Source organism: Nonomuraea sp. NPDC047897 (genome assembly GCF_043204415.1).
Classification (GTDB): domain Bacteria; phylum Actinomycetota; class Actinomycetes; order Streptosporangiales; family Streptosporangiaceae; genus Nonomuraea.
In genome coordinates, this window is the sequence record NZ_JBIDCC010000015.1 from 155,562 (window position 1) to 180,658 (window position 25,097).

Consider the following 25,097-nt stretch of genomic DNA (forward strand, 5'->3'; position numbering starts at 1 on the left):
GTGACGATGGGCTGATGGCGGACACGATGACGGCGTGGGTGGTACGGCGGCCCGGCCCGATGGCGACGCGGCCCCTTGAGCGGGTGCGGCTGCCCGTGCCCGAGCCCGGCCCCGGCGAGGTGCTGATCCGGGTGGAGGTGTGCGCGGTCTGCCGCACCGACCTGCACCTGGCCGAGGGCGACCTGGCCCCGCGCCGGCCGGGCACCGTCCCCGGCCACGAGGTGGTCGGCCGCGTCGTGGCGCACGGCCCGTCGGCCGCCGGAGCCGGGCGGCTCGCCGTGGGCGCCCGGGTGGGAGTGGCGTGGCTGCGCTCCACCTGCGGCGTCTGCCGCTACTGCGCGCGCGGCGCCGAGAACCTGTGCCCGCGCTCCCGCTACACCGGCTGGGACGCCGACGGCGGCTACGCCGAGTTCCTGGCCGCGCCGGCGGGCTTCGTCCACCCGCTGCCCGAGGGCCGGCCGGCCGAGGAGCTGGCGCCGCTGCTGTGCGCGGGCATCATCGGCTACCGGGCGCTGCTGCGGGCCGAGCTGCCGCCCGGCGGCCGGTTGGGCGTGTACGGGTTCGGGGCGTCGGCCCACCTGACCGCGCAGGTGGCCATCGCGCGGGGCGCCACCGTGCACGTGCTGACGCGGGCGGCCGAGGCGCGCAGGCTGGCGCTGAAACTGGGGGCCGCCTCGGCGGGCGACGCGTACGACACGCCGCCCGAACCGCTGGACGCCGCCATCCTGTTCGCGCCGGTGGGCGACCTGGTGCCGGTGGCGCTGGCAGCCCTGGACCGGGGCGGCACGCTGGCCGTCGCCGGCATCCACCTGACCGACATCCCGTCGCTGGACTACCAGGAGCACCTGTTCCAGGAGCGGACGCTGCGCAGCGTCACGGCCAACACCCGGGCCGACGGCCGTGCCCTCCTGGAGCACGCCGCCCGCCATCCCCTGCGGGTGTCCACCGTGCCGTACGCGCTGGACGAGGCGGACCGCGCGCTGGCCGACCTGGCGGCCGACCGCGTCACCGGCGCGGCCGTCCTGCGCGCCGGCGGCTGAGAGCCCGCACCCGGGACAGGTCCCCCGCGCCGCCGCCGCGACCCAACTCCCCTGCTCGGGAGGGCTCGCGCCGGTTTCTTAACAGGGATTCACGCGCTTCGGCACACCCTTTCGAGCTGCCGTCATGACGTGTTCGCCGTCTGTTCACTTTCGGACGTTTTCCTGTGATTGCACCGAGAACGGATCTCACTACGGAGAAGGAACACACCCGTGACCAGTGGACAGCGCCGCCTCAGCGCCGTGGCGACGGCCGCCGTCGTTGTGGCCCTTTCCGCCGCTTGTGGCGGCACCAACACCTCCACGCAGTCGGGGGAGAGCACCACGGCGGCCTCCCAGGGCGCCGGCGCCGAGCTCGCGGGCCAGGTCAAGGCTGACGGCTCCAGCACGGTGGCCCCCCTGACCAGCGCCGCCGCGGAGTTCTTCTCCGAGGAGCAGCCGAAGATCAACGTGACGGTCGGCACCTCCGGCACCGGTGGTGGTTTCGAGAAGTTCTGCAACGGCGAGACGGACATCGCCGACGCCTCCCGCCCGATCAAGGACGAGGAGAAGGCGGCCTGCGAGGCGAAGGGCGTCAAGTTCACCGAGCTGACCGTCGCCACCGACGCGCTCACCGTCGTGGTCAACAAGGAGAACACCTGGGCCAAGTGCCTGACCACGGACCAGCTCAAGAAGATGTGGGAGCCCGGCGCCGAGGGCAAGGTCACGAGCTGGAAGCAGGTGGACGCCAAGTTCCCGGACGAGCCGCTGAAGCTGTTCGGTCCCGGCACCGACTCCGGCACGTTCGACTACTTCACCGACGAGATCAACGGTGAGGAGGGCGCGAGCCGCAAGGACTACAGCCCCAGCGAGGACGACAACGTCATCGTCCAGGGTGTGACCGGCTCCAAGGGCGGCCTCGGCTACTTCGGCTTCACCTACTTCGAGGAGAACGCCGACAAGCTGATGGCCGTGGAAATCGACTCCGGCAAGGGCTGCGTCGCGCCGAGCGCGGCGACCGCCCAGGACGGCACCTACACCCCGCTGGCGCGGCCGCTGTTCATCTACCCGTCGGCCGCCGCCGCCAAGCGGCCCGAGGTCGCGGCGTTCCTCGACTACTTCGTCACCAACAACGACAAGATCGCGAAGGACGCCAAGTACATCCCGCTCAACTCCGAGCAGCAGGCCAAGCTCACCACCGACCTCGCGACCCTGAAGTCGCAGGCGTAAGCATGGCGGCCCCCCACAACGCGACCGTGCCCGGGACTCCCCAGTCCCTGGCGCGGTCGCGCCCGCGTTACGGCGAGCAGGCGATCAAGGCGGTCCTCATGCTGGCCGCCCTCCTGTCGGTCGCCACCACCATCGGCATCGTGGTCTCGCTCCTGGAGCCCACGATCGCCTTCTTCGGCGAGGTCAGCGCGGTGGAGTTCTTCACCTCCACCAGTTGGGGACCGCTGTTCGAGCCGCCGCACTACGGCGTGCTGCCCCTGGTCAGCGCGACGCTGATCACGACGGGCATCGCGATCGTGGTGGCCGTGCCCCTCGGGCTGGGCGCCGCCATCTACCTGTCGGAGTACGCCAAGCCGAAGGTGCGCAAGTTCTTCAAGCCCATGCTGGAGGTGCTGGCCGGCATCCCGACCGTGGTCTTCGGCTTCTTCGCGCTGACGTTCGTCACGCCGCTGCTCCGGAGCGTCATGCCGTTCGAGATCGAGATCTTCAACGCGCTGTGCGCGGGTCTCGTCGTCGGCTTCATGATCATCCCGATCGTGGCCTCGCTGTCGGAGGACGCGATGGCGGCGGTGCCGAACGGGCTGCGCGAGGGCTCCTACGCGCTGGGCGCCTCCAAGATGACCACGTCGCTGCGCGTGGTGCTGCCCGCGGCCTTCTCCGGCATCGTCGCGGCCGTCATCCTCGCGATCTCGCGCGGCGCCGGCGAGACGATGATCGTCTACATCGCCGGTGGCGGCCAGCCGAACTTCACCTTCGACGTGGGCAAGGCGATGCAGACCATGGCGGCCTTCATCGCCGCGGCCGGCTCCGGCGACGTGCCGGTCGGCACCGTCGACTACCACACCATCTTCGCGGTCGGCTCGCTGCTGTTCGTGATGACGTTCGCGATGAACTACCTCAGCGTGCGGCTGGTGCGCAGGTACCGGGAGGTGTACGAGTAATGGCCGTTCTCTCGACGCCGCGCTCCGCCGTGCAACTGGCGAGCAAGGGAACCCCGGTCAGGGAACACCTGTTCAGGACGCTGCTGCTCGCCAGCCTGGCCATCGCGTTCGTCTTCCTGGTGGCCCTGCTGTCGTACGTGTTCGTGGAAGGGTGGCCGCGGCTCGACCCCCGCCTGTGGGAGAACATGCCGTCGATCCGCAACCCCGACATCGCGGGCGCGCAGTCGGCGATCACGGGCACGCTCTGGGTCATCTCGCTCACCGCGGTGTTCACCCTCCCGACGGGCATCGCCGCGGCGATCTACCTGGAGGAGTACGCCGACAAGACCCGCTGGTACAACCGGGTCATCGAGCTCAACATCCAGAACCTGGCCGCCATCCCGTCGATCGTCTACGGCATCCTCGGCCTCGGCATCATCGCCCGCACGCTCGGCCTCGGGTTCAGCGTGATCACCGCGTCGCTCACCCTAGGGCTGCTGGTGCTGCCCATCGTGATCATCGCGTCGCGGGAGGCCATCCGCGCCGTGCCGCCCTCCATCCGCGAGGGCTCGCTGGCGTTGGGGGCGACGCAGTGGCAGACGATCTCCCGCCAGGTGCTGCCCGCCTCGATCCCCGGCATCGCGACCGGCTCGATCCTCGCCCTGTCGCGGGCGATCGGCGAGGCGGCCCCGCTCCTCATGCTGGGCGCGGTGTCGTTCATCCGCTTCAACCCGGACGGGATCTTCGCCAGCTACACCGTGCTGCCGATCCAGATCTTCAACTGGATCTCGCAGTCGCGCGAGGGCTTCCACATCCTGGCCGCGGCGGCGATCGTGATCCTGCTGGTGATCCTGCTGCTCATGAACTCCGTCGCCATCTGGCTCCGTAACCGCTACCAGAAGCGCTGGTGAAGAAATGACTGAGATTGGAACGTCCATGCCGAACGTCACGGTCCGGGGGCCGGAGGCGCCGCGCACCATCGAGTCCCTCGACCCCGTCTTCACCGTCAAGAACCTCAGCGTCTACTACGGCGACTACGAGGCCGTGCGCGGCGTCGACATGCTCATCGGCAACCGTGAGATCACCGCGATGATCGGCCCGTCCGGCTGTGGCAAGAGCACCGTGCTGCGCTGCTTCAACCGGATGAACGACCTCATCCCCGGCGCCCGCGCCGCCGGCACAATCCAGTACCACGGTGAGGACCTCTACGGCGACCACGTGGACCCCATCGAGGTGCGCCGCCGCATCGGCATGGTCTTCCAGAAGCCCAACCCCTTCCCCAAGTCGATCTACGACAACATCGCCTACGGCCCCAAGGTCAACGGGCTGAAGGGCAAGATGGACGACATCGTCGAGGAGGCGCTGACCAAGGCGGCGCTGTGGGACGAGGTCAAGGGCAAGCTCAAGCAGAACGCCCTGTCGCTGTCCGGCGGCCAGCAGCAGCGCCTGTGCATCGCGCGGGCCATCGCGGTCAAGCCCGAGGTCATCCTCATGGACGAGCCCTGCTCGGCTCTCGACCCGATCGCCACCACCAAGATCGAGGACCTGATGCAGGAGCTGGCGCACGACTACACGATCGTGATCGTCACCCACAACATGCAGCAGGCCGCCCGCGTCTCGCACCGCACCGCGTTCTTCACCGCCGAAGTGGACGACGCCGGCGTGCGGCACGGCCGCCTGGTCGAGTTCGACGAGACCAGCCGCATCTTCACCAACCCGTCCGACAAGCGCACCGAGGATTACATCACCGGACGCTTCGGGTGACCCCACGCCGCAGAGGAGGACCCGGCTGATGCGTCCGCAGGCGACACTCGCAGGGGACGAGGAGGCCCGCAACGGCGCGGCCCCGGCGCGCGCCCGGCAGACGCCGGGTGCGCCCGTGTTGCTGGTGGCCGACCCCGACACCACGGGCGTCCGGGAACTCACCGACGCGCTGGGCCGCGAGGGCGTCGAGGTGACCGGTGTCGCCGACGGCGCCCAGGCGCTGCTCCAGGCGGGGGCGTTGCAGCCGGACGTGGTGCTGGTCAGCGCCACCATCCCGCTGGTCGGCCCGGTCGACTTCGTCCGGGCGCTGCGGGCCAGCCGGACCATGCCGGTGCTGCTGGGCGTCGGAGAGGGGCACGCGGAGCTGGCCGTGCAGGCGCTGTCGGCGGGGGCGACAGCGTGCGTGGCGCGGCCGTACCGGGTGCACGAACTGCTGCCGCTCGTGCAGGCCGCCGCGTCGGGCGAGCCCGGCGCGGGCCGGCCGCTCGTCATCGGCAACGTGGAGCTCGACATCGGCGCCTACCAGGTGCGGGTCGGCGGCGAGACCGTGCACCTGCCGCTGCGCGAGTTCGAGCTGCTGCTCTACCTGATGCGCAACATCGACCGGACGGTCACCCGCGAGCAGATCATGCGGCACGTGTGGCACTCCTCGGCCGACACGGTCGCCACCAACACGATCGCCGTGCACGTCAAGAGGCTGCGCGCACGGCTCGGCGACACGGATGACACGATGATCCAGACAGTCCGGGGCGTCGGCTACCGGCTGGTCACGCCCACGAACCGCTGAGCGGCGGCCCGGCGGTCCGCCATGCCGCCGCATCCGAGCTCGGCCGGCATCCGTCACGTGAAGGACCTCTCTGGTGAGCGAGCAATCACCCCCAGGCTCGGTGCGCGAGGTGGCGCTGCTGTTCCTCAAGCTCGGCACGATCGCCTTCGGCGGCCCGGCCGCGCACACCGCGATGATGCGCGACGAGCTGGTGCGCCGCCGCGGCTGGGTCACCGACCAGCGCTTCGTCGACCTGATGGGCGCCACCAACCTGGTCCCCGGCCCCAACTCGACCGAACTGGCCATCCACCTGGGCTACGACCGGGCCCGATGGCGCGGCCTGCTGGCCGCCGGGATCTGCTTCATCCTGCCCGCCGCGCTCATCGTCACGGCCCTCGCCTGGGCGTACGTGACCTACGGCGAGACACCCGCGGTCGAGGGCATCCTGTACGGCGTCGTGCCGGCCGTGATCGCGATCATCGCGCACGCGCTGTTCGGGCTGCTGCGCACCGTGGTCAAGAACGTATGGCTCGGCCTGCTGGCCGCGGGAGCGCTGGCCGCGTACCTGCTGGGGGTGAACGAGCTGCTGGTGCTGGCGGCCGGCGGGCTGCTGGCGGGCGGCGCCCTGCTCGCCCGCCGCGCGGGGCGCGGCGCGCACGGGCTGGTCGCGGTGCCGCTGCTGGGCCTCGGCGATCCGACCGGCGGCCAGCTCACCCAGCTCTTCCTCACCATGCTCAAGATCGGCGCCGTGCTGTACGGCAGCGGGTACGTCCTGCTGGCCTTCCTGCGCGGCGACTTCGTGGACCGGCTCGGCTGGCTGACCGAGCAGCAGCTCGTCGACGCCATCTCGATCGGGCAGGTCACCCCCGGGCCCGTGTTCACCACGGCGACGTTCATCGGGTACGTGATCGCCGGGCCCGCCGGGGCGTTTCTGGCCACTGTGGCGATCTTCCTGCCGTCGTTCGTGTTCGTCGGGCTGCTCACGAAGATCACCGACCGGCTGCGGTCGTCCGACTGGACCTCGGCCCTGCTGGACGGGGTCAACGCCGCCGCACTCGCCCTCATGACCGGCGTGTCCTACCAGCTCGGCCGTACCGCGATCGTCGATCCGCTCACGGTGGGCATCGCCCTGGCCACGCTGGCGCTGCTGTGGCGGACCCGGCTCAACAACGCGTGGTTCATCGCGGCGGGCGCCCTGATCGGCCTGGCGCACACCCTTCTCACGTGACGCTCACGACCGGCCGAGGCGGCGGCGGAGCAGACAGAACACGTTGCCCTCGGGGTCGGCCAGGACATGCCACGACTCCTCGCCCGTCTGCCCCACGTCGGCGGGCACCGCGCCGACGGCGAGCAGGCGCTCCAGCTCGGCGTCCTGGTCGCGGTCGGTGGGATTCACGTCGACGTGCAGGCGTTGCTGGCCGGTTCGCGGACCGTCGGACACGTTGAAGCCGATCGTCGGCTGCGGGCCGCCGGAGCCGTCCCGTTCCGGCCCGATCTGGACGAAGCCTTCCTCCCGGTCGAGGACGACGTAGCCGAGCACCTCGCACCAGAAGCGCGCCAGGCGCTCGGGGTCGCGGGAGTCGATGACGAGTTCGGTGATACGGCATGCCATGGTCGCGTCCGTACCCCGGTCATCGCCGCGGTCACGTCAGGACGGGGTGCGGCACCGGGACGCGGCGGCGCAGGACCGGTCAGCGGCACCGCCGGTGCACCTCGTCCAGACGCTCGGTGAGACCGGCCCTGTCGAGGTGTTCGAGGAGTGGCACGGCGACCCGCCGGGTGGTGTCGAGGGCGCGCCTGGCCTGGCTGACCGTGAACGGTTGCGGCAGCCGGCGCAGCAGCTCGGCCGCCCGCGCGTCGGCCCCCGGCAGCAGCACGATCCCGTCGCCCACGCGCAGCAGGCTCCCGGCCCGCACCGCGGCGGCCAGCTCCCGCGGGCCCAGCCCCAGCTCGGCCAGCCGGTCCGCCTCCGGCGCGTGGAAGGGTCGCGCCGCCAGTTCCCGGCTCAGCCGTTCGACGGCCCGGGCCACCGGTGCGGGCAGGACCGCCGGGCCGGCGACGACCCGGCCCGCGACGACCCGCCCGGACACGATCCGCCCGGCCGCGGCGGTGAGCGGCGGCCGGACCAGCGCCGCGACCAGCCTCCGGTCGGGCAGGCTCAGCTCGTGGCGGGCCGCCTCGACCGGCATGCCCGGCTCCAGCGGGTGACCGGCCGCGTGCCGCCGCACCGTCTCCACCAGTCGCCTGCCCAGCTCCGCCCAGTGGCCGGGATCGGCGTACCAGTCTCCGGACACCGGTCCGATGCGGTTCCCCTCCTCCGGCGGGCCGGCCGTCCCGGGGCCTTCGGGCGGGACACCCATGGCGTGCAGGTCGGGGGCGCGCAGCAGCCGGTGGAGGCGGAGCGCGAACGCCGCGTCCGGCACGGCGGGCTCCGGCAGGGCGGCCTCCAGCAGGGCCGCCCGCTCCCTGGCCGCGCCGCGGCGGCGCAGGCCCGGCGGGTGCACGTCGAGGACGCAGGCACCGGCGAGCACCCGCGCCTCGTACCGGTCGGGCCCGTGGCGGCTTCGCCCGGCGACGGCGGCCTGCGTCACGCGCCCGTCGTCGCGGCCGGGGTCGCGGCCGAGATCACGGCCGGGGTCACGGCCGGGGTCGCGGCCGGGGTCGCGCAGCAGCAGGACGTCGCCGAGGTGCAGCGGCACCGGCCGGGCCAGCCGCAGCCGCACGACGCGCCCGCCGAGCGGCCGTGCCTCGCCCGCCACCGCCGCCGACCCTACGTGCACGGTCAGCCGCCGCGGCAGCGCGGCGGCCTCCTGCCCCGGCGCCCCGACCGGCGCGACGCGCACGTCCACCAGGTCCGTGTACGTCCACCCGCCCGGGGTGACGAGCGCCCGCCCCCGGCCAGGCGGTTCGCGGCGACGCAGGTTGACCGCGACCCGGGCGACCCCGGACACCGCCGCGCACGGCTCCTTCAGCGACTCCAGGGCCCTGACCCGCACCGGCTCGCCGTCGAGCAGCAGCTCGTCGCCCACCGCGATCGTGCCGGCTGGCAGCGTGCCCGTCACCACCGTGCCGCTGCCCGGCACGGTGAACGCCCGGTCGATCCACAGCCGGACCGCTGCCGCCGGATCGGGCCGGGGCAGATCGCCCACGAGCCGGTCCAGCGCCCGGCGCAGCTCTTCCAGCCCCTGCCCGGTGCGCCCGCTCACGGCCACCGCCTCCACCCCACCCGCACCCCCGCCGGTCGCACCAACGCCGCCACCCACACCGACGCCGCCCGTACCCCCGCCGGTCGCGACCCGGCCCGCCCCGAGGCCGGCCGCGCCCAGGCGGGCGCGGGCCAGCTCGGCCGCCGGAGCCGGGTCGGCGAGGTCGGACCGGGTCACCGCCAGCAGGCAGTGCCGGACGCCCAGGGCCTCCAGGGCCAGCAGGTGCTCCTCGGACTGCGGCATCCATCCCTCGTCGGCCGCCACCACGAACAGCACGGCCGGCACCGGACCCACCCCCGCCAGCATCGTGGCCAGGAACCGCTCGTGTCCCGGCACGTCCACGAACGCGACCCGCTCCCCCGACGGCAGGCCGGTCCAGGCGTAGCCCAGCTCGATGGTCAGGCCGCGCCGCCGCTCCTCCGCCAGCCGGTCGGGCTCCATCCCGGTGAGCGCCCGTACCAGGGTGGACTTGCCGTGGTCCACGTGACCGGCGGTGGCCACGACGTGCATCAGCCCCGCACCCCCGCGGCCGCCGGCACCGCGCCGACGACCGACCTGCCGAGCCGCCCGCCCGCCTCCACCAGGCGCGGGTCGGCGAGCACGGCGTCGGTGCGCGGCACCAGCCTGCGACGGTCCACGTCTCGAACATAAGCGGAGGCGGACGGGAATCGAACCCGCCGGGCCGAGACCCTGCGCCGACCTCCCCCGGAGGCCCCGGGAACGGCTCAGGGGGCCGCGCTTCCAGCGGCCGCGTCGAGGCGCCGGCGTTGGGGGACGACCGTGTACCTCGGGTCGGCGGCCGAGGCGCGGCCCGCTTCCAGGACGCCGAAGCGGGTGCACAGGGAGCCCGCGGTGAGGGCGAGCCCGGACAGGGCGGTGAGCGCGCGGCTGCGTCCGGCGGCCGCCGCGAGCAGCCCGCCCCCGGCCGTCAGCACGCGGGCGGCACGCAGGAGCCGGCCCGCCCGTCCCGTCCGGTACGGCTCGCCGAGGAAGCCGAGCCGGCGTTCCATGATCTCGCCCGCGGCCGTCTCCATGGCCGCTCCGAGCACGGCCACGGCCCGCGCGGGAGCGGCGTGGACCCGGGGCGTGCCGAGCATGGCGACCGCTCCGGCCGCGGCCATCGCGCTGCCCGCGAACAGGAAGGGCAGCTCCCGGTACGCCTCGTGCCAGGCGGGCACGGCGGTGTCGGCGACCAGGACGGCGGTGTAGGTGGCGGTCAGCGGCCCGGTCACGCCGGTGGCCAGCAGCGCCACGTCGCCGACGAACGGGGGAACCGGCCCTGGATCGGCCATCAGGGCGGCGGCCGACAGGCCGCCCTGGGCGGCGAGGATCCACGAGCCGACGCTCATCGGGGAGGTGGGCTTGACGACCCGCAGCATGTTGAGGAACCGTTCGGGCCTGCCCAGTTCGGCGGCGAGCAGGGCCGCTCCGGAGGCCGCGCCCACAGCCGCTGCGACGCGGGCGGTGCGGGCCAGGCGGTGACGGCCGGTGCACCGGGCCAGGACGGCGATCGTGGACGAGACGCCAGACATCCCACCCAGATAGAGATATGTCGGCATGTGGGGCTCGTGCCAGATGGGCGCCTTGATCACGGGGCGGCCGTAGTAGGACCGGAACTCCGCCTCCGGCACGACCGCCCGCTCCGGCGTCACCGCCGCCCTCCCCCACGCCCGCCGGGCGACCCGAGCGAGCCGCGCGGCCCCAGGAACGCCAGCCCCACAGCCCCCACCACCGACACGGCCGCCGCGCCCGCCCAGCGCCACATGGCCGGCAGGTCGCGGGTGGTCACCACGGGGTCCGGCGGCAGGCCGTACACCTCCGGCTCGTCCAGCAGCAGGAAGAACGCACCCGCTCCCCCGACCCCGTCCGACGGGCTCTCGCCGTACAGGCGGGCCTCCCCGTGCCCATCGGCGCGCAGCCGCGCCACCCGTTCCTCGGCGCGTTCCCGCAGCTCGTCGAGCGGCCCGAACTGGATCGAGTCGGTCGGGCACGCCTTGGCGCACGCCGGTTCGAGCCCGCCGCGCTGCCGGTCGTAGCACATCGTGCACTTCCACGCCCGCCCGTCGTCCTCCCGCCGGTCGATCACGCCGAACGGGCAGGCGGGCACGCAGTAACCGCACCCGTTGCAGATGTCGGGCTGCACCACGACCGTGTCGAACTCGGTCCTGAACAGCGCCCCCGTCGGGCAGACGTCCAGGCAGGCGGCGTGCGTGCAGTGCTTGCACACGTCGGAGGACATCAGCCAGCGCTCCACGCCCTCGTCGTCGTCGCCGGCCGGCACCGGCCGCGCCTGCTCGATGAACGCGACGTGCCGCCAGGTGCTCGCCCCCAGCGTCCCGGTGTTGTCGTAGGAGGTCGCCTCGAAGACGAAACCGTCGGCGGGAAGCTCGTTCCACTCCTTGCAGGCCACCTCGCACGCCTTGCACCCGATGCAGACGCTCGTGTCGGTGAAGAACCCCATGCGCTCAGCCATGCCGGTACATCTCCAGCAGGTCGAGCACCGCCCGGCCCCTCGGCCGCCGGCCCGGCCGCACGTCACAGGTCATGGCCTTGCCCTCCTGGATGTAGACGTTGGGGTCGAGGACGAGCGGCAGCAGGTCGTTGGCCACGTCGCCGGTGACCAGGCCCCCTCCGCCCCATCCCCAGTGGTACGGCAGGCCGACCTGGTGGACGACCCTGCCCTCGACGCGCAGCGGCCGCATCCGGCCGGTGACCAGCACCCTGGCCTCCACGACGGCGCGGCTGGTCACGATCGTCGCCCAGTCGCCGTTGGCCAGGCCGAGCCGGTCGGCGAGCCCCGGTGACACCTCGCAGAACAGCTCGGGCTGCAACTCGGCGAGGTAGGCCAACGGCCGGCTCATCGCGCCCGCCGTGTGGTGCTCGGTCAGCCGGTACGTCGTCAGCACGTACGGGAAACGGCCTCCCGGCGCGTTGTACGGGCTCTCGGGGCGATGGTAGGTGCGACGGGCCGGGTTGGCCTGCTGGGCGTACAGGGGGTTGACGACCGGGGACTCGTGCGGCTCGTAGTGGGCGGGCAGCGGTCCGTCGGCCAGGCCGGCCGGCACGTACAGCCAGCCCTTGCCGTCGGACTGCATGATGAACGGGTCGGTCCCGGCGAGCGCCGCCTCGGCGCGGGCGCCCTCGGGCGGCACGTAGTCCGGCGGCTTGCCGATCTCGAAGTCGGGCACGTCGTGCCCGGTCCACCGGCCGCGCTCGGCGTCCCACCACACATACGCCTTGCGCTCGCTCCACGGGCGGCCCTCGGGGTCGGCCGAGGCCCGGTTGTAGAGGATGCGCCGGTTCGCCGGCCACGCCCAGCCCCATTCGGGCGCCACGGGGCTCTGTTCCCGGCCGGGACGGCGGCGGGCGGCCTGGTTGACCTCGTCGGCGTACACGCCGCAGTAGATCCAGCAGCCGCACGCCGTGGACCCGTCGGGGCGCAGCTCGGTGGACGACGACAGCGCCCGCCCGTCGGGACCGACCCCGTTGATCTCGCGGAGCACGGCCTCGGCCGAGGGCTCCCGGTGCGGCCCGTGCTCCGGGTAGTCCCAGGTCAGCTCGCGCACCGGCCGGTCCGTCTCGTCGCCGGTCATCCGCTGTCTGACGAGCCGGCCGAGGTGGTAGTAGAACCACAGCTCGCTGCGGCAGTCGCCGGGCGGGTCGAGCGCCTTCTCCCGCCACTGGAGCAGCCGCTGGGTGTTGGTGAACGTGCCCTCCTTCTCCACGTGGCTCGCGGCGGGCAGGAAGAACACCTCGGTGCCGATGTCCTCGGTGCGCATCTCGCCCGTCTCCAGTTCCGGGCCGTCCAGCCAGAACGTGGCCGTCTCCACCAGGGTCAGGTCACGGACGACGAGCCAGTCGAGGTTCGCCAGGCCGAGGCGTTGCGCCCGGCCGCCGGAGGAGCCGACGGCTGGGTTCTCCCCCACCACGAAGTAGCCCTTCACGGTGCCGTCGATCTGACCCATGACGGTGGTGTAGTGGCCGTGGTCGCCGGTCAGGCGCGGCAGGTGGCCGAAGCAGAAGTCGTTCGCCTCGGTGGCGGCCTCGCCCCACCAGGCCTTGAGCAGGCTCACCAGGTAGGCGCGCCGGTTGCCCCAGAAGCCCGTCGCGCCGCCCTCCAGCTCCAGGTAGTGGTCCAGGCCCTCGTGCCGTCCGGCGTGCGGCATGTCCAGGTATCCCGGCAGGATGTTGAACAGCGTCGGGATGTCGGTGGAGCCCTGGATGCTGGCGTGGCCGCGCAGCGCCAGGATGCCGCCGCCCGGGCGACCCATGTTGCCGAGGAGGAGCTGCAGGATGGAGGCGGTGCGGATGTACTGCGCGCCGACGGTGTGCTGGGTCCAGCCGACCGAGTAGACCCAGGCGGTGGTGCGTTCGCGGCCGGAGTTGGCGGTGACGGCGTCGGCCAGCTCGGCGAAGGCGTCGCGCGGGATGCCGCACAGCCGCTCGACCAGCTCCGGGGTGTAGCGGGCGAAGTGCCGCTCCAGTATCCGGTAGACGCAGCGCGGGTGGGTGAGCGTCGGGTCGGTGCGGGGGCTGGGGTGGGCGGCGGGGCCGCCCGCGCCGTAGGAGTCGGCCCCCGCCGCCTCGGCGTGCCGGCGGCCGCCCTCCGCCCGCTCACCCTCCGCCCGCTCACCCGCCTGCTCACCCGACGGCTGCTCATTCGACGGCCGCGGGCCCGTGGACTCGTACGCCCAGCTCCGGGGGTCGTACGTGGCCGTCTCCGGGTCCCAGCCGGAGAACAGGCCGTCGAGGTCCTCGGTGTCGCGGAAGTCCTCGGACACGATCGTGGCCGCGTTGGTGTAGGCCAGCACGTACTCGCGGAAGTCCAGCTCGTTGCGCAGCACGTGGTTGACCAGCGCGCCGAGCAGCACGATGTCACTGCCCGCGCGGATCGGCAGGTGCCGGTCGGCCAGCGCGCTGGTGCGGGTGAAGCGCGGGTCCACGTGGAACACCCGGGCGCCCCGCGCCTTGGCCTCCACGACCCACTGGAAGCCCACGGGGTGGCATTCGGCCATGTTGGAGCCCTGGATGACGATGCAGTCCGCGCCTGCCAGGTCCTGCTGGAAGGTGGTCGCGCCGCCACGCCCGAAGCTGGTCCCCAGACCGGGGACGGTGGAGGAGTGTCAAATGCGCGCCTGGTTCTCGACCTGGATGGCGCCGAGGGCGGTGTAGAGCTTCTTCATCAGGTAGTTCTCTTCATCATCGAGCGTCGCCCCGCCCAGGCCGGCGATGCCCATCGTGCGGCGCACGACCCTGCCCTCGTGGGTCTGCTGCCAGGTCTCCCGCCGGGTGCGCACCACCCGGTCGGCGATCATCTCCATGGCGGTGTCCAGGTCGAGCCGCTCCCAGGCCGTGCCGTACGGCCTGCGGTGGAGCACCTCGGTCTGGCGGCCCGGATGGGTGACGAGCTGCTTGCTGGCCGAGCCCTTCGGGCACAGCCGCCCCCGGGAGATCGGCGAGTCGGGGTCGCCCTCGATCTGGGTGACCCGGCCGTTCTCGACGTAGACGAGCTGGCCGCAGCCGACCGCGCAGTAGGGGCAGACCGACCGGGCGACGGTCGTGGCGTCCTCGGTGCGGGGGCGCAGCGCGTCGGTGCGGGCCGACCGCGCGGCGTCGCTCCGGCCGTCCTCGCCCCTGAGCTGGCGGATCACCGGCCAGCGGGCAAGCCATCCCCTTCCTGGCACAACGCGAGTCATGCCCGCTTTCGTATGGTCTATGCGAGATCATCCCCGGAAGTTCGTTCCGGGGATGCGCGTCAAACCCGCCGCTGGACGTGCAGCAGGTACTCCTTGCGGTCGAGCGGGTTGTGGTCCGTCCGCGGCCGGCCGGGCGGCGCGCCGCGCACCGGCTCGTAGTGGTCGAACGCGCTCTCCAGGATGCCCTCGCCACTGGTCAGCGACGGCAGCCGCTGCTCCAGCCCGTGCACCCGCGCCGCCGGGACGAGCCCCTCCACCGCCGCCGGCTCCACCCGGTCCGGCACGGCGCCGAGCCGGGTCAGGGCCGGCAGCACGGTCCCGACGAGGTCCGCCGGAACCTCCAGGCGGAAGCGGTGCATCGGCTCGCACACCGTCGTGCCCGCCCGGCGCAGCGCCGCCACCAGCACCAGGGGCGTCAGGCCGCGGAAGTCGGCGCCGGTGCTCGACATGCTCTTGTCGAACGTGGCGTGCGCGTGGCTCTGCCGCGGCGCGTACCCGGTGTGGGTGAGCGTCACCACGCAGTCGGGGACCTCCCAGCCGTGCAGGCCCTGCCGCAGGGTCTCGCGCACGGTGTCCTCGACCACCTTCATGAACGCGTACGGCATGGAGCCCAGCTCGGCCTCCAGCCGGTAGGCGACCCCGGACCCGGCCGCGGCCGGCTCGACGCGCAGGCCGACGGTCGCGAGGAACGGGTTGGGATCCTGGTACATCACCTCCACGGCGGCGCCGATGCCCGCGACGCGTTCGACGCAGATGGTGGTGGTCTCGCGGAAGGTGACGTCGAGCCCGAACTCCTCGGCCAGCGTCGCCTGGATGACCTCCTTCTGCACCTCGCCGTAGAGCGAGACGGAGATCTCCCGCCGCACGTCGTCCTGGCGCAGGTCGATCAGCGGGTCCTGCTCGGCGAGCCGGCCGAGCGCCGCGTGCAGCGCGGGCCGGTCGGCGGGCCGGCGCGGCTCGACGACGGTCTCCAGGCTGGGTGGGGCGAAGTGGCGGCCGGGCCCCCGCGGCGGCTCGCCGATGCTGTCGCCGATCCGGATCTCGCCGAGGCCCCCGAGCAGGCCGATCCGGCCCGCGCCGACGGCCTCCCGGCGCACCGCGGAGCCGTCCTCGAACACGCTGACGCCGGTCACCTTGGCCGAGCGGGTCCGCCCGGGGCCGAAGCTCACCGTGTCGCGGGTGCGGACGGTGCCGGAGAACATCCGGACGTAGGCCAGCTTCTCGCCGGCCGGGCCGCGTTCGACCTTGAACACGGTGCCGGAGACGGGGCCGCCGGCGTCGCCCCCGTCGGTCGGCAGCAGCTCCGTCAGCCCGGCGACGAGCGCGTCCACGCCCGCCCCGGTGATGGCGGAGCCGAAGAACACCGGGTGCGCCAGCGCCCGCCGCGTCTGCGCCGCCAGCCCGGCGCGCAGCCGGCCGTACGACACCCGCGCGTCGTCCACGTACGCGGCCAGGAAGGCGTCGTCGTGCTCGGCCAGCACCTCGGCCACCCGCGCGGCGAAACCCGGATCGTCCGGCCCGTACGGGACGAAGGCGGCGTCCCGGCTGCCGAGGTCGCGCGCGCCACCCATGGCGACCACGGACGGCGTGAGCCGTTCGGCCATCGCCTTCAGCACGGCGTCGTCCCGCGCCCCGGCACGGTCGATCTTGTTGACGAAGACGAGCGTGGGAATGCGCAGCCGGCGCAGCGTGCGCATCAGCACGCGGGTCTGCGGCTGCACGCCCTCGATGGCGGAGACGACGAGCACGGCGCCGTCGAGCACGCCGAGCGCCCGCTCCACCTCGGCGATGAAGTCGGGGTGGCCGGGCGTGTCAATGAGGTTGACGGTGACGCCGCCGATCGCGAACGACACCACGGCGGACTTGATCGTGATGCCGCGCTCACGCTCCAGCGCGAGCGAGTCGGTCCGGGTGCTGCCGTCGTCGACGCTGCCGATCTCGTCGATGACGCCGGCGGCGAACAGCAGCCGCTCGGTCAGGCTGGTCTTACCGGCGTCCACATGCGCCAGGATCCCCAAGTTGAGCGTACGCAAGAAGCGTCATGTCCTTCGGATAGACGGAGTTTCACGAGCTGGGACATGACGGGAGACCTCATTCTCGTTACCTCCTCGATCCGTGGACGTCACCGCGAGTAGAACAGACACCCCGCGCCGCGATCAACCGGTTTTCCGGCGCGGCGAGAAGATGGACCGGTCAACGCCAGACACGACAGCGCGAAGCGAGGCCCGCATGCCGACCGTCCTCATCCTGAACGGCCCCAACCTCAACCTGCTCGGCACCCGCAAGCCCGAGGTCTACGGCTCGGCCACGCTGGCGGACGTGGAGGCGCTGTGCCGCGAGGAGGCCGAACGGCTGGGCCTGGAGGCCGTGTGCCGGCAGTCCAACCACGAGGGGCGGCTCGTCGACTGGATCCACGAGGCCGGCGTCGAGCACAAGGCCGGCCGGTGCGTGGGCGTCGTGCTCAACGCCGGGGCCTACACGCACACCTCGGTCGCGCTGCACGACGCGATCGAGGGCGCCGAGGTGCCGGTGGTCGAGGTGCACATCTCGAACGTGCACCGGCGAGAGGAGTTCCGCCACCACTCCTACCTCTCGCCGGTCGCGCGGGGCATCGTCGTCGGGTTCGGCGTGTACGGCTACGTGCTCGCCATCCACGGCCTGCACCATACGACGCGCCCCTGATCCCGCCCCGTCCGGGCAGCCGCGCCGGCCGGACGGCCCCTGGTGGAGGCCGTCACGCGGGCGTCAGAAGTCGCCGGACCGGCGCAGGTCCGCCGGGCGGCCGTCCGGGTCCACGGCGAGCCGGTACAGCGGCAGGGCCAGCAGCTTGCGCAGCCGCCCCAGCTCCGGCTTGGTGTGCCGCCGAAGCCGCCCCTGCGGCCGGGCGCCCCGGCACCCGCCGCGATGCCAGGCGTCCAGCCGCTCCGCGCACTCCGCGAACGCCTCGAACGCGGCCTTCGGGTCGCACAGGTCGTCGCCGTCGCCCGCCGGGTCACGGCCCAGGTGCTCGGCCGCGAGGGCGAGCCGCAGCCGCCTGGCGAAGACCCGCCCGCCCGCGGGCGGGCGCGGGTCGGGCTCCTCGTCGACGACCGCGCAGCTCAGCTCGGAGTCGTACGTCCAGGACCGCAGGTTGACGTTGTCGGAGCCGACCGTGGCCCACACGTCGTCCACGACGCACACCTTGGCGTGCACGTACACGGGGGTGCCGGCCTCGTTCTCCAGGTCGTAGACCCCCACCCGGTCGCCGCCCGCCCGGCGCAGCCGGTCCAGCGCCTCGGCCCGGCCGATGAGGCTGGCCGGCGAGGCGAGCCAGCCGTCCTGGTCGGGGTGGCGCGGCACCACCACGATCATGCGGAGTTCCGGCTCCCGCTCCAGCGCCTGCGCGAACGGCTCGATCACCTCGGTGGACCACAGGTACTGGTCCTCCAGGTACACGAGCCTGCGGGCCCGGGCCAGCACCTTGTGGTACGCCCTGGCCACGCTGCGCTCCCCCCGCGGCGCGAACGGGTAGGGGCGGGGCCGGCTCGGATAGGTTCGCAGCAGTTGCACGGCGTGCGTGCCGACCGGGCCGGGTGCGGGCCCCTGCGGGGGCAGCGGCGGCACGTCGTCCATCCGTTCCAGGTGGTCGCGCAGCCGTCTGAGCGGCTGGCGCGTCTCGGGGGCGGGGTCCTCCCAGCGTTCGCGGAAGACCTTCTCCACCTCGGAGACGGCCGGGCCCCTGATGGCCACCTGGGCGTCGTGCCAGGGCGGCCGCTCGCCGTAGCTCTCGGGCATGGGGGCCGTCTGGGGGTCGCCGAGGTGCCGGGCGTCGTCGCGGCGGCTGTGGCACAGGTCGATGCCGCCGACGAACGCTACGTCGGCGGGCGGGTCGTGACGGTGACGGAGCACGACGAACTTCTGGTGGTGCGAACCGCCCCGCCGCACCCGGGTGTCGAGCAGCGCCTGCCCTCCGGCCGCCTCGATGTCCTCGCCGAGGTGCCGGTTCTCGGCGGCGCTGAACCGCAGGGCGTCGAGGTGGGAGCGCCAGATCAGCCCTCTGACCAGCGCTCCCCTGCGCGCGGCCTGCGCCATCGCGCGTGCCACTCCGGGCCCGCCGTCGGTGAGCCGTTGGTCGGGGTCGCCCCGCCAGTCGGCGAACAGCAGCAGGTCGCGCGGGCCGAGCCGCTCCAGGCAGGCGTGCAGCTCGGCGAAGTAGGTGGCGCCGTGGACGAGCGGGCGCACCAGGTTGCCGGTCGTCCAGGGCAGCAGCCGGGTGGACGGGTTGTCGCGCTCCTCGGCGGTGAGGAACCACGCAGCGAGGTCCTCGGTCATCGTCTCCCGCTACCCGGGCCCGCCGCCGGCATTCCTCAGCAGCCGCCAGACGGTCTCCGGCGTCAGCGGTGTGCGGGTGATCCGGTCGGCGACCTCGGGCAGGGCGGCGGCGACGGCGTTGCCGATGGCCGCCGGCGGGCCGATGGTGCCGGCCTCGCCGACGCCCTTCATGCCGCCCGGGTTGCCGGGCGAGGCGGTCTCCAGGGTGGCGACGTGGATGCCGGGGACCTCGCGGGTGGTCGGCAGGAGGTAGTCGGCGACCGGCTGCCCGTCGGCGGTGTAGACGATCTCCTCGGTCAGCGCCATGCCGATGCCCTGGGCAACGCCGCCGCGGAGCTGGCCCTCGACGATGGCCGGGTTCACCATGACGCCGGCGTCGTTGACCACCCAGTAGCCCTCCACCTCCACGGCCCCGGTCTCCGGGTCGACGGCCACGGCCGCCGCGTGCGCGCCGTAGGCGTACGTGGACGACGACGGGTCGTAGCTGACCCGTTCCTCCAGGCCGGGCGAGGCGCCCTCGGGCAGGTCCCAGCCGCGCCAGGCCGACGTGGCGATCTCCCGCAGGGTCAGCGAGGCACGCGGGTCGCCCTTCACCCGTACGGCCGAGTCGACGACCTCCAGGTCGGCGATCGCCGCTTCGAGCCGGTGGGCGGCGATGGCCAGGATCTTCTCGCGCAGCCGGGCCGCCGCATGGATGAGCGCCCCGCCGCCGACCGCCAGCGACCGGCTGGCGATCGAGCCGATCGACGAGTACGGCGTGGCCGCCGTGTCGCCCAGCACGACCCGTACCCGGTCGAGCTCCACCCCGACCCGGTCGGCGGCGAGCTGGGCGAGGGCCGTCTCGATGCCCTGGCCGATCGCCGCGACGCCGGAGGCGACGACGACCGAGGCGTCCGGTTCCATCCGCAGCACCGCGGTCTCGTACCCGCCCGCCAGCATCCCCATGGCCTTCATCTCCATGGACGGCCCGAGCCCGGTCGACTCGACGTGGCAGGAGAAGCCGATGCCGCGCCGCCGCCCGTCGTCCCTGTTCATGGGCTTGACGAGGGCGCGCAGCGTGCGCAGGGCGCGCGGGTAGTCGCCGGAGTCGTACGGCTGCCAGGTGCGGCTGGTGCAGGGCAGCTCGTCCGGGCCGAGCAGGTTGCGCAGCCGCAGCTCGACCGGGTCGAGCCGGAGCCGGCGCGCCGCCTCGTCGATGAGCCGCTCCCGGGTGAAGGTGGCCTCCGGCTGGCCGAAGCCGCGGTAGGAGCCGGTCGGCGTGGTCGTGGTGACGACGCCGCGCAGCCGCGCCCCCGCCCGGTCGAACCGGTACGGTCCGGGCAGCGTCACGGCGGTCACCGCGAACGGCGAGATGCCCACGTTGGACGGGTGCGCGCCGAGGTCGCCGACCACGTCGGCGTGCAGCGCCACGAACCGCCCGCTGCCGTCGAGCGCGAGCCGCGCCCGGTGCACGGCGGCGCGGGCGGGCAGCGTGGCGACCAGGCGGTCGCCCGGCGACTCGGTCCAGGCGACGGGGACGCCCAGGCGGATGGCGGCCAGGCAGACCAGCGTCTCGTCCGGGTAGAGGTGCTCCTTGCCGCCGAACCCGCCTCCGGCGTCGCCGGTGACGACCCGTACCCGGTCGTGGGTGAGCCCGAGCGCCTCGACGGCGTGGTCGCGCACGTGGTGCGGGGCCTGCGTGGCCGTGCGGATCGTCAGCTCCCCGTCGGCGAAGGCGGCTACGACGCCGCGCGGCTCGATCGGGTACGGCGAGGCCCGTCCGATGGTGAAGGCCAGCTCGACGACGTGTTCGGCCCCGGCGATCGCGGTCTCGCAGTCGGGGTCGCCGAGGACGGAGTCGGTGACCACGTTGGTGCCCCAGGCGGGGTGGAGCAGCGGCGCGCTGTCCGCCAGGGCCCGCTCCACGCCGATGACGGCGGGCAGTTCCTCGAAGTCGAGGTCGAGCAGCCGGGCCGCGTCGGCCGCGGCCTCGGGTGTCCGGGCGACGACGAGGGCGAGCGGCTGGCCCGCGTAGCGGATGGCCTCCTCCAGCACCGGGTAGGAGGTCTGGAGCTGGCCGGCGCCGAGCGTGACGCAGGGCAGCCGCACCCCTTCGGCGTCGGCCGGGGTGATGACGTCGAGCACGCCGTCGGCGGCGCGGACGGCCTTGGCGTCGCAGCGGGTCAGCCGCCCGTGGGCGATCGGGCTGCGGACCACCACGGCGTGGGCCGTGCCGGGCGGGCGGACGTTGCCGACGTATCGTCCCCGGCCGGTGAGCAGCCGGGCGTCCTCGCGGCGCGGTGTGCGCGCGCCCACGTGCCGCCCTCCCCCTTCCGGCCGCCCGTCCGGCCGCCCGGCCGGCCCGTCGTCCTGTCCTCCGTCCTGTCCTCCGTCCTGTCCTTCGTCCGGCCGCCCGTGCGGCCGCGCCTTCAGCCCGTCGTCGTGTCGTGGCTCGGGTGCGCGCTCGTCTCCACGGTCATCCATGGCTCCGAGTGTGAGCCTCGTCCAGGGACCGGTCCAGCGTGTCGTCCACGAGCCGCAGCACCTGGTCACGGTCGGTGATGCCGAACGCGCCGCCGAGCGCCTGGGCCAGCTTGTCGAACGGGTCGTCCACGGGCAGGCCGGGCAGCGTCCCGGCGAGCCCGGCCACGTCCCACGGGCCGTCCTGCTCGGCCCGCGCGCCGCGCGACCACCCGTGGTTGACCGCCACCGAGCCGCCGCGGACCGACAGCACCTGCCCGGTGAGGGGGCAGCCGGCGGTGGCCAGGTAGGCGGCGAGGGGCGCGACGGTGGCCGGGTCCTGCGGGTCGAAGCCGCCGGGCGTGCCCGGCTCCTGGATGCCGGGTACGCCCGCGGTGAGCCGGGTGCGCACCATGGACGGCGAGACGCAGTTGACCCGCACGCCGTACCTGCGCAGTTCGAGGGCGGCGACGACGGTCATGGCGGCGACGGCGGCGTTGCCCGCCGCGTAGGAGGTCTGGGTGGGCAGTGGGTTGAGCAGGCCGGAGCCGGAGGCGGTGTTGACGATGGCCCGGTCGGCGCGGGCGCCCGCCTCGAACCGTGACCGCCAGTGTCGGGCGGCCCAGTGGCTCACGGCGAAGGTGCCCTTCGCCTTGACGGCCAGCACGTCGTCGAAGCCGGCCTCCGTCATGGCGACCAGGGGCGCGTTGCGTTCGATGGCGGCGTTGTTGACGACGACGTGCAGGTCGCCGAACGTCTCGACGGCCAGCTCGACGAGCCGGCGGGCGCCGTCCCAGTCGGCGACGCTGTCGGTGCCGGCCACGGCGCTGCCGCCGCGCGCGGTGATCTCGGCCACCACGGCGGCGGCCACGCCGTCGTCGCCGCCGCTGCCGTCGGCGGCGACGCCCGGGTCGTTGACCACCACGCTCGCCCCCTCGGCGGCGAACAGCAGCGCCTCCGCCCGCCCGATGCCGCGCCCCGCTCCGGTGATCAGCGCGACACGCCCGTCCAGTGCTCCCATGGGTCCGTTCCTCTCCCGAGCCATTAAGTGCAGTCACTGTAGCAATTCATTGACTGTAGTAAAGTGGCCGCATGGGTGAAGGGCTGAGAGAGCGCAAGAGAAACCGCACCCGGCAGGCGTTGGTGGACGCCGCCGTGCGACTGTTCGAGGAGAAGGGGTTCGACGCGGTGACGACGGCCGACATCGCCGCGGCGGCCGAGGTCTCGCCACGCACGTTCTTCCTGCACTTCGCGGCCAAGGAGGACGTGCTGTTCGCGCACTCCGAGATGCGCGTCGACCTGGGACTGCGGACGATCGCCGAGCGGGCGGCCGGCGAGCCGGCGGGCGCGGTGCTGGCCCGCGCGATGGAGCGGATGATCGTCGACAGCTGGGGCGCCGACCTGACCAGCGGGCTGGCGGCGCTGCGGGTGCGGCTCGCCGCCTCGACCCCCGCCCTCCGGACGGGCCTCGCGCAGCGCTTCGCCGGCGCGCAGCGCGACCTCGCCGCCGCCCTGCTGGCGGCCTACCCGGAGGAGCTCGACCCGGTCACGGCCGCGGCCCTGGTGGGCGCGCAGATCGGCGCGGTGGGCGCCGCCGCCGTGGCCAGCCTGGAGCGCGGCGACGCGCCCGGCGCGGTCCGCGACGCCATGCTGCTGGCCGCCACCCTCGCCGCGGGCTCTACCGGGACGCGCGCCACCGTGCCACGACCTTCTCCACGTCGTACGGCACCAGGTTGAGCGGCGGGCCGGGCAGGCCCGTCCTGATCGCCTCGCGGATCCGGGTGTTGACGTCCTCGACGATGCGCCGCACCTCGCGCTCGGACCCGGCCCGGGCCGCCTCCTCCAGCGCCTCCTCGGCGTCCCTGCGTAGCTGGAGCGTCGGCGGCAGCGGCATCGACAGGCCCTCGCTGCGCAGCTTCTGCTTGATCCACCACATCTCGTCGTACGGCTTGTCGAGGTCGGGCAGCGGCTTGCCCTTGCCCGGCAGGTCGTCGAACTCGCCGCGCTCCTCCGCCTCGCGGATCTGCCGGTCGATCCACGACTCGAAGTTGACGCCCAGCGGCTTGCGGTCGGTCACGGTGCGGCCCCCCTCGCTCGGCTCCCCACCCAGGCTACGTTCCCGGTCGCGTACGGCGGCGGCCCGCACCTCGACTCCCCCTGTGGTCGCAGGACACGACCGGCATCGCACTAATGGGACATCTCGCCATCCTCACGCTCCGTGCACACGACGCCACTACACTCGGGCCCGTTCAACCGGCCGATGACCCGCGAGGCTCTGGGCCCGTCGGCCCCGTCCCTTGGGAGTCACGTGAGAAGCGGGCTGACCCAGGCGCCGCCCAGGCACGTGCCCGCCCACCGGCGCCCCCGCGAGCCCCGGCGCTGGGCGCGGTGGCTGGTCGCGGCAGCGGCGGCCCTCGTCCTGCTGGTCGCGGCCGCGGTGGTGGTCGTCTACGCCAGACTGACCGGCAACGTCAGGCACATCGCCGTGACCGGCGCCGACCTCGGCGCGGCCCGCCCGGCCAAGATGGCGAGCACCGCGCTGAACGTGCTGATCGTCGGATCCGACCGGCGCGACGGCCGGAACTCCAGGTACGGCCGCCTCGCCGGCGAGCGCACCGACACGATCATGCTCGCGCACCTGTCGTCCGACCGCGCCAACGCGATGGTGGTCAGCTTCCCCCGCGACTCGCTGGTGCGTCTGCCCGCCTGCCAGGCCCGCGACGGCCTGCCCGGCCAGCAACCCCACCTCGGCATGATCAACGAGTCGTTCAACTCCGGCGGCATCGCCTGCACCTGGAAGACCATCGAGACGCTCACCGGCATCCGCATCGACCACTTCGTCAAGGTGGACTTCGGCGGCTTCACCAGCATGGTGGACGCCGTCGGCGGCGTCGAGGTGTGCCTGCCCGAGCCGGTGCACGACGCCAAGGCGCTGCTCCATCTGCCGGCCGGGCGCCAGACGCTGAACGGCGAGCAGGCCCTCGGCTACGTCCGGGCCCGCTACAGCTTCGGCGACGGCTCCGACATCGGGCGCATCCAGCGCCAGCAGATGTTCATCGCGTCCATGGTGAAGAGGGTGATGAGCGGTGAGACGCTCACCGACCCGGCCAGGCTGCTCGGCTTCCTCGACGCGGGCACCAGGGCCGTCACCACCGACCCGGAGCTCACGGCCGGGGTGATGCGGGACCTGGCGCTGAGCCTGCGCGGCCTGAGCGCCGGGCGCATCCGCTTCATCACCACCCCGTGGCACTACTCCGTGACCCACCCCGGCCGGGTGGAGTGGGTGCAGCCGCAGGCCGACCAGCTTTTCGCGCTGGTCGCGCAGGACCGCGACCCGGGCGAGGTCAAGGGCGGCCAGGCCACCGTCCCCCGGTCGCGGGTGCAGGTGGAGCTGCGCAACGGCACCTACCGGGCCGGGCTCGGCACGCAGGTGGCCGCGCTGCTCGAACAGCGCGGCTACCACGTCACCAAGGTCGGCGACACGGCGCGCAAGCCGTACGCGAAGACGCTGGTCTACTACTCGCCGAACGGCGAGACCCACGTCCCCACGCTCACCAGGGACCTGGTCGCCGCCACCCCGGCGGTCGTCCCGCAGGCCGCGACCAGCCGGCTCGTGCTGGTCCTCGGCGACGACTGGGCGGGGCTCGAGCCGCTGCGCACCGGCGACACCGAGGCCATCAAGGGCTTCGACGCCACCCACGACACCTGCGCCGCCTCCTGACGGAGGCGCGGCAGGACGCCGCAGGCCC

The 25,097-nt window shown here is 73.6% G+C and carries 21 protein-coding genes; 10 read left to right on the top strand and 11 right to left on the bottom strand.

Features of this window, described 5'->3' with window-relative positions; translation table 11 throughout:
- Window positions 1–14: 14 nt before the first annotated feature.
- The 7 genes from ACGF0J_RS30590 (at window position 15) to chrA (ending at window position 6,924) form a co-directional block, all read left to right on the top strand.
- Window positions 15–1,040, top strand: coding sequence for a zinc-binding alcohol dehydrogenase family protein (locus ACGF0J_RS30590; protein ID WP_393151312.1), 1,026 nt, complete (start codon window positions 15–17; stop codon window positions 1,038–1,040).
- A gap of 210 nt (window positions 1,041–1,250) precedes the next feature.
- Entirely contained in the window at window positions 1,251–2,246 is a 996-nt protein-coding gene (locus ACGF0J_RS30595; RefSeq protein ID WP_393151314.1) for a PstS family phosphate ABC transporter substrate-binding protein, read from the top strand.
- Window positions 2,247–2,248: 2 nt separating this feature from the next.
- Entirely contained in the window at window positions 2,249–3,187 is a 939-nt protein-coding gene (gene pstC / locus ACGF0J_RS30600; protein WP_393151316.1) for a phosphate ABC transporter permease subunit PstC, read from the top strand.
- A complete protein-coding gene (gene pstA / locus ACGF0J_RS30605) occupies window positions 3,187–4,077 on the top strand; it encodes a phosphate ABC transporter permease PstA (protein ID WP_393151318.1) in 891 nt (296 codons plus the stop codon). The genes pstC and pstA overlap by 1 nt, the downstream gene beginning before the upstream one ends.
- Before the next feature lie 25 nt (window positions 4,078–4,102).
- On the top strand, window positions 4,103–4,930 hold the full coding sequence (gene pstB / locus ACGF0J_RS30610; protein ID WP_393151466.1) for a phosphate ABC transporter ATP-binding protein PstB: 828 nt from the start codon (window positions 4,103–4,105) through the stop codon (window positions 4,928–4,930).
- A 28-nt stretch (window positions 4,931–4,958) separates the two neighbouring features.
- Entirely contained in the window at window positions 4,959–5,717 is a 759-nt protein-coding gene (locus ACGF0J_RS30615) for a response regulator transcription factor (protein ID WP_393151320.1), read from the top strand.
- Between the two features lie 73 nt (window positions 5,718–5,790).
- Window positions 5,791–6,924, top strand: coding sequence for a chromate efflux transporter (gene chrA / locus ACGF0J_RS30620; protein WP_393151322.1), 1,134 nt, complete (start codon window positions 5,791–5,793; stop codon window positions 6,922–6,924).
- A gap of 3 nt (window positions 6,925–6,927) precedes the next feature.
- On the opposite strand, the gene ACGF0J_RS30625 is transcribed toward chrA, so the two are convergent.
- The 7 genes from ACGF0J_RS30625 to ACGF0J_RS30655 form a co-directional block, all read right to left on the bottom strand.
- Entirely contained in the window at window positions 6,928–7,308 is a 381-nt protein-coding gene (locus ACGF0J_RS30625) for a VOC family protein (RefSeq protein ID WP_393151324.1), read from the bottom strand.
- A gap of 79 nt (window positions 7,309–7,387) precedes the next feature.
- Entirely contained in the window at window positions 7,388–9,412 is a 2,025-nt protein-coding gene (locus ACGF0J_RS30630; protein WP_393151326.1) for a SelB C-terminal domain-containing protein, read from the bottom strand.
- Entirely contained in the window at window positions 9,412–9,540 is a 129-nt protein-coding gene (locus ACGF0J_RS30635; protein ID WP_393151328.1) for a hypothetical protein, read from the bottom strand. The genes ACGF0J_RS30630 and ACGF0J_RS30635 overlap by 1 nt, the downstream gene beginning before the upstream one ends.
- Before the next feature lie 87 nt (window positions 9,541–9,627).
- Window positions 9,628–10,554 (bottom strand): NrfD/PsrC family molybdoenzyme membrane anchor subunit, encoded by a 927-nt coding sequence (gene nrfD, locus ACGF0J_RS30640; RefSeq protein WP_393151330.1) that lies wholly within the window; start codon window positions 10,552–10,554, stop codon window positions 9,628–9,630.
- Window positions 10,551–11,375, bottom strand: coding sequence for a 4Fe-4S dicluster domain-containing protein (locus ACGF0J_RS30645; protein WP_393151332.1), 825 nt, complete (start codon window positions 11,373–11,375; stop codon window positions 10,551–10,553). Before ACGF0J_RS30645 ends, nrfD begins: the two co-directional genes overlap by 4 nt.
- Window positions 11,368–14,598, bottom strand: coding sequence for a formate dehydrogenase (gene fdh, locus ACGF0J_RS30650; RefSeq protein ID WP_393151334.1), 3,231 nt, complete (start codon window positions 14,596–14,598; stop codon window positions 11,368–11,370). The genes ACGF0J_RS30645 and fdh overlap by 8 nt, the downstream gene beginning before the upstream one ends.
- Before the next feature lie 59 nt (window positions 14,599–14,657).
- The gene (locus ACGF0J_RS30655) at window positions 14,658–16,631 is read right to left on the bottom strand and encodes a GTP-binding protein (RefSeq protein ID WP_393151336.1); all 1,974 of its coding nucleotides are present in this window, start codon (window positions 16,629–16,631) and stop codon (window positions 14,658–14,660) included.
- 196 nt (window positions 16,632–16,827) lie between these two features.
- Here ACGF0J_RS30655 and aroQ point away from each other — a divergent pair, with 196 nt between their 5' ends.
- The gene (aroQ, locus tag ACGF0J_RS30660; RefSeq protein WP_393151337.1) at window positions 16,828–17,280 is read left to right on the top strand and encodes a type II 3-dehydroquinate dehydratase; all 453 of its coding nucleotides are present in this window, start codon (window positions 16,828–16,830) and stop codon (window positions 17,278–17,280) included.
- A gap of 63 nt (window positions 17,281–17,343) precedes the next feature.
- Here the strand turns inward: aroQ and ACGF0J_RS30665 are convergent, their stop codons facing one another.
- From ACGF0J_RS30665 to ACGF0J_RS30675, 3 genes are read right to left on the bottom strand one after another with little or no spacing between them, the layout of a single operon-like run.
- The gene (locus ACGF0J_RS30665; RefSeq protein WP_393151339.1) at window positions 17,344–18,909 is read right to left on the bottom strand and encodes a phospholipase D family protein; all 1,566 of its coding nucleotides are present in this window, start codon (window positions 18,907–18,909) and stop codon (window positions 17,344–17,346) included.
- Window positions 18,910–18,918: 9 nt separating this feature from the next.
- A complete protein-coding gene (locus tag ACGF0J_RS30670; protein ID WP_393151341.1) occupies window positions 18,919–21,372 on the bottom strand; it encodes a xanthine dehydrogenase family protein molybdopterin-binding subunit in 2,454 nt (817 codons plus the stop codon).
- Window positions 21,365–22,369, bottom strand: coding sequence for an SDR family NAD(P)-dependent oxidoreductase (locus ACGF0J_RS30675; RefSeq protein ID WP_393151343.1), 1,005 nt, complete (start codon window positions 22,367–22,369; stop codon window positions 21,365–21,367). Before ACGF0J_RS30675 ends, ACGF0J_RS30670 begins: the two co-directional genes overlap by 8 nt.
- 71 nt (window positions 22,370–22,440) lie before the next feature.
- Between ACGF0J_RS30675 and ACGF0J_RS30680 the strand changes: the two genes are divergently transcribed.
- On the top strand, window positions 22,441–23,085 hold the full coding sequence (locus ACGF0J_RS30680) for a TetR/AcrR family transcriptional regulator (RefSeq protein WP_393151345.1): 645 nt from the start codon (window positions 22,441–22,443) through the stop codon (window positions 23,083–23,085).
- Here ACGF0J_RS30680 and ACGF0J_RS30685 read toward each other — a convergent pair.
- Window positions 23,027–23,425 carry a DUF1992 domain-containing protein gene (locus tag ACGF0J_RS30685; RefSeq protein ID WP_393151347.1) on the bottom strand — a complete coding sequence of 133 codons (399 nt, stop codon included), beginning with the start codon at window positions 23,423–23,425 and terminating at the stop codon, window positions 23,027–23,029. The two genes, ACGF0J_RS30680 and ACGF0J_RS30685, sit on opposite strands and share 59 nt — an antisense overlap.
- Window positions 23,426–23,656: 231 nt before the next feature.
- Here ACGF0J_RS30685 and ACGF0J_RS30690 point away from each other — a divergent pair, with 231 nt between their 5' ends.
- Window positions 23,657–25,069 carry an LCP family protein gene (locus tag ACGF0J_RS30690; protein WP_393151350.1) on the top strand — a complete coding sequence of 471 codons (1,413 nt, stop codon included), beginning with the start codon at window positions 23,657–23,659 and terminating at the stop codon, window positions 25,067–25,069.
- The last annotated feature ends 28 nt before the right edge of the window (window positions 25,070–25,097 follow it).

Coding starts and splice junctions, on each gene's coding strand:
- ACGF0J_RS30645 (WP_393151332.1), bottom strand. CDS start 11,375: ATGGCTGAGCGCATGGGGTTCTTCACCGACACGAGCGTCTGCATCGGG.
- ACGF0J_RS30590 (WP_393151312.1), top strand. CDS start 15: ATGGCGGACACGATGACGGCGTGGGTGGTACGGCGGCCCGGCCCGATG.
- ACGF0J_RS30625 (WP_393151324.1), bottom strand. CDS start 7,308: ATGGCATGCCGTATCACCGAACTCGTCATCGACTCCCGCGACCCCGAG.
- ACGF0J_RS30615 (WP_393151320.1), top strand. CDS start 4,959: ATGCGTCCGCAGGCGACACTCGCAGGGGACGAGGAGGCCCGCAACGGC.
- pstC (WP_393151316.1), top strand. CDS start 2,249: ATGGCGGCCCCCCACAACGCGACCGTGCCCGGGACTCCCCAGTCCCTG.
- ACGF0J_RS30675 (WP_393151343.1), bottom strand. CDS start 22,369: ATGGGAGCACTGGACGGGCGTGTCGCGCTGATCACCGGAGCGGGGCGC.
- ACGF0J_RS30630 (WP_393151326.1), bottom strand. CDS start 9,412: ATGCACGTCGTGGCCACCGCCGGTCACGTGGACCACGGCAAGTCCACC.
- ACGF0J_RS30680 (WP_393151345.1), top strand. CDS start 22,441: ATGGGTGAAGGGCTGAGAGAGCGCAAGAGAAACCGCACCCGGCAGGCG.
- ACGF0J_RS30665 (WP_393151339.1), bottom strand. CDS start 18,909: ATGACCGAGGACCTCGCTGCGTGGTTCCTCACCGCCGAGGAGCGCGAC.
- pstB (WP_393151466.1), top strand. CDS start 4,103: ATGCCGAACGTCACGGTCCGGGGGCCGGAGGCGCCGCGCACCATCGAG.
- ACGF0J_RS30670 (WP_393151341.1), bottom strand. CDS start 21,372: ATGGATGACCGTGGAGACGAGCGCGCACCCGAGCCACGACACGACGAC.
- pstA (WP_393151318.1), top strand. CDS start 3,187: ATGGCCGTTCTCTCGACGCCGCGCTCCGCCGTGCAACTGGCGAGCAAG.
- aroQ (WP_393151337.1), top strand. CDS start 16,828: ATGCCGACCGTCCTCATCCTGAACGGCCCCAACCTCAACCTGCTCGGC.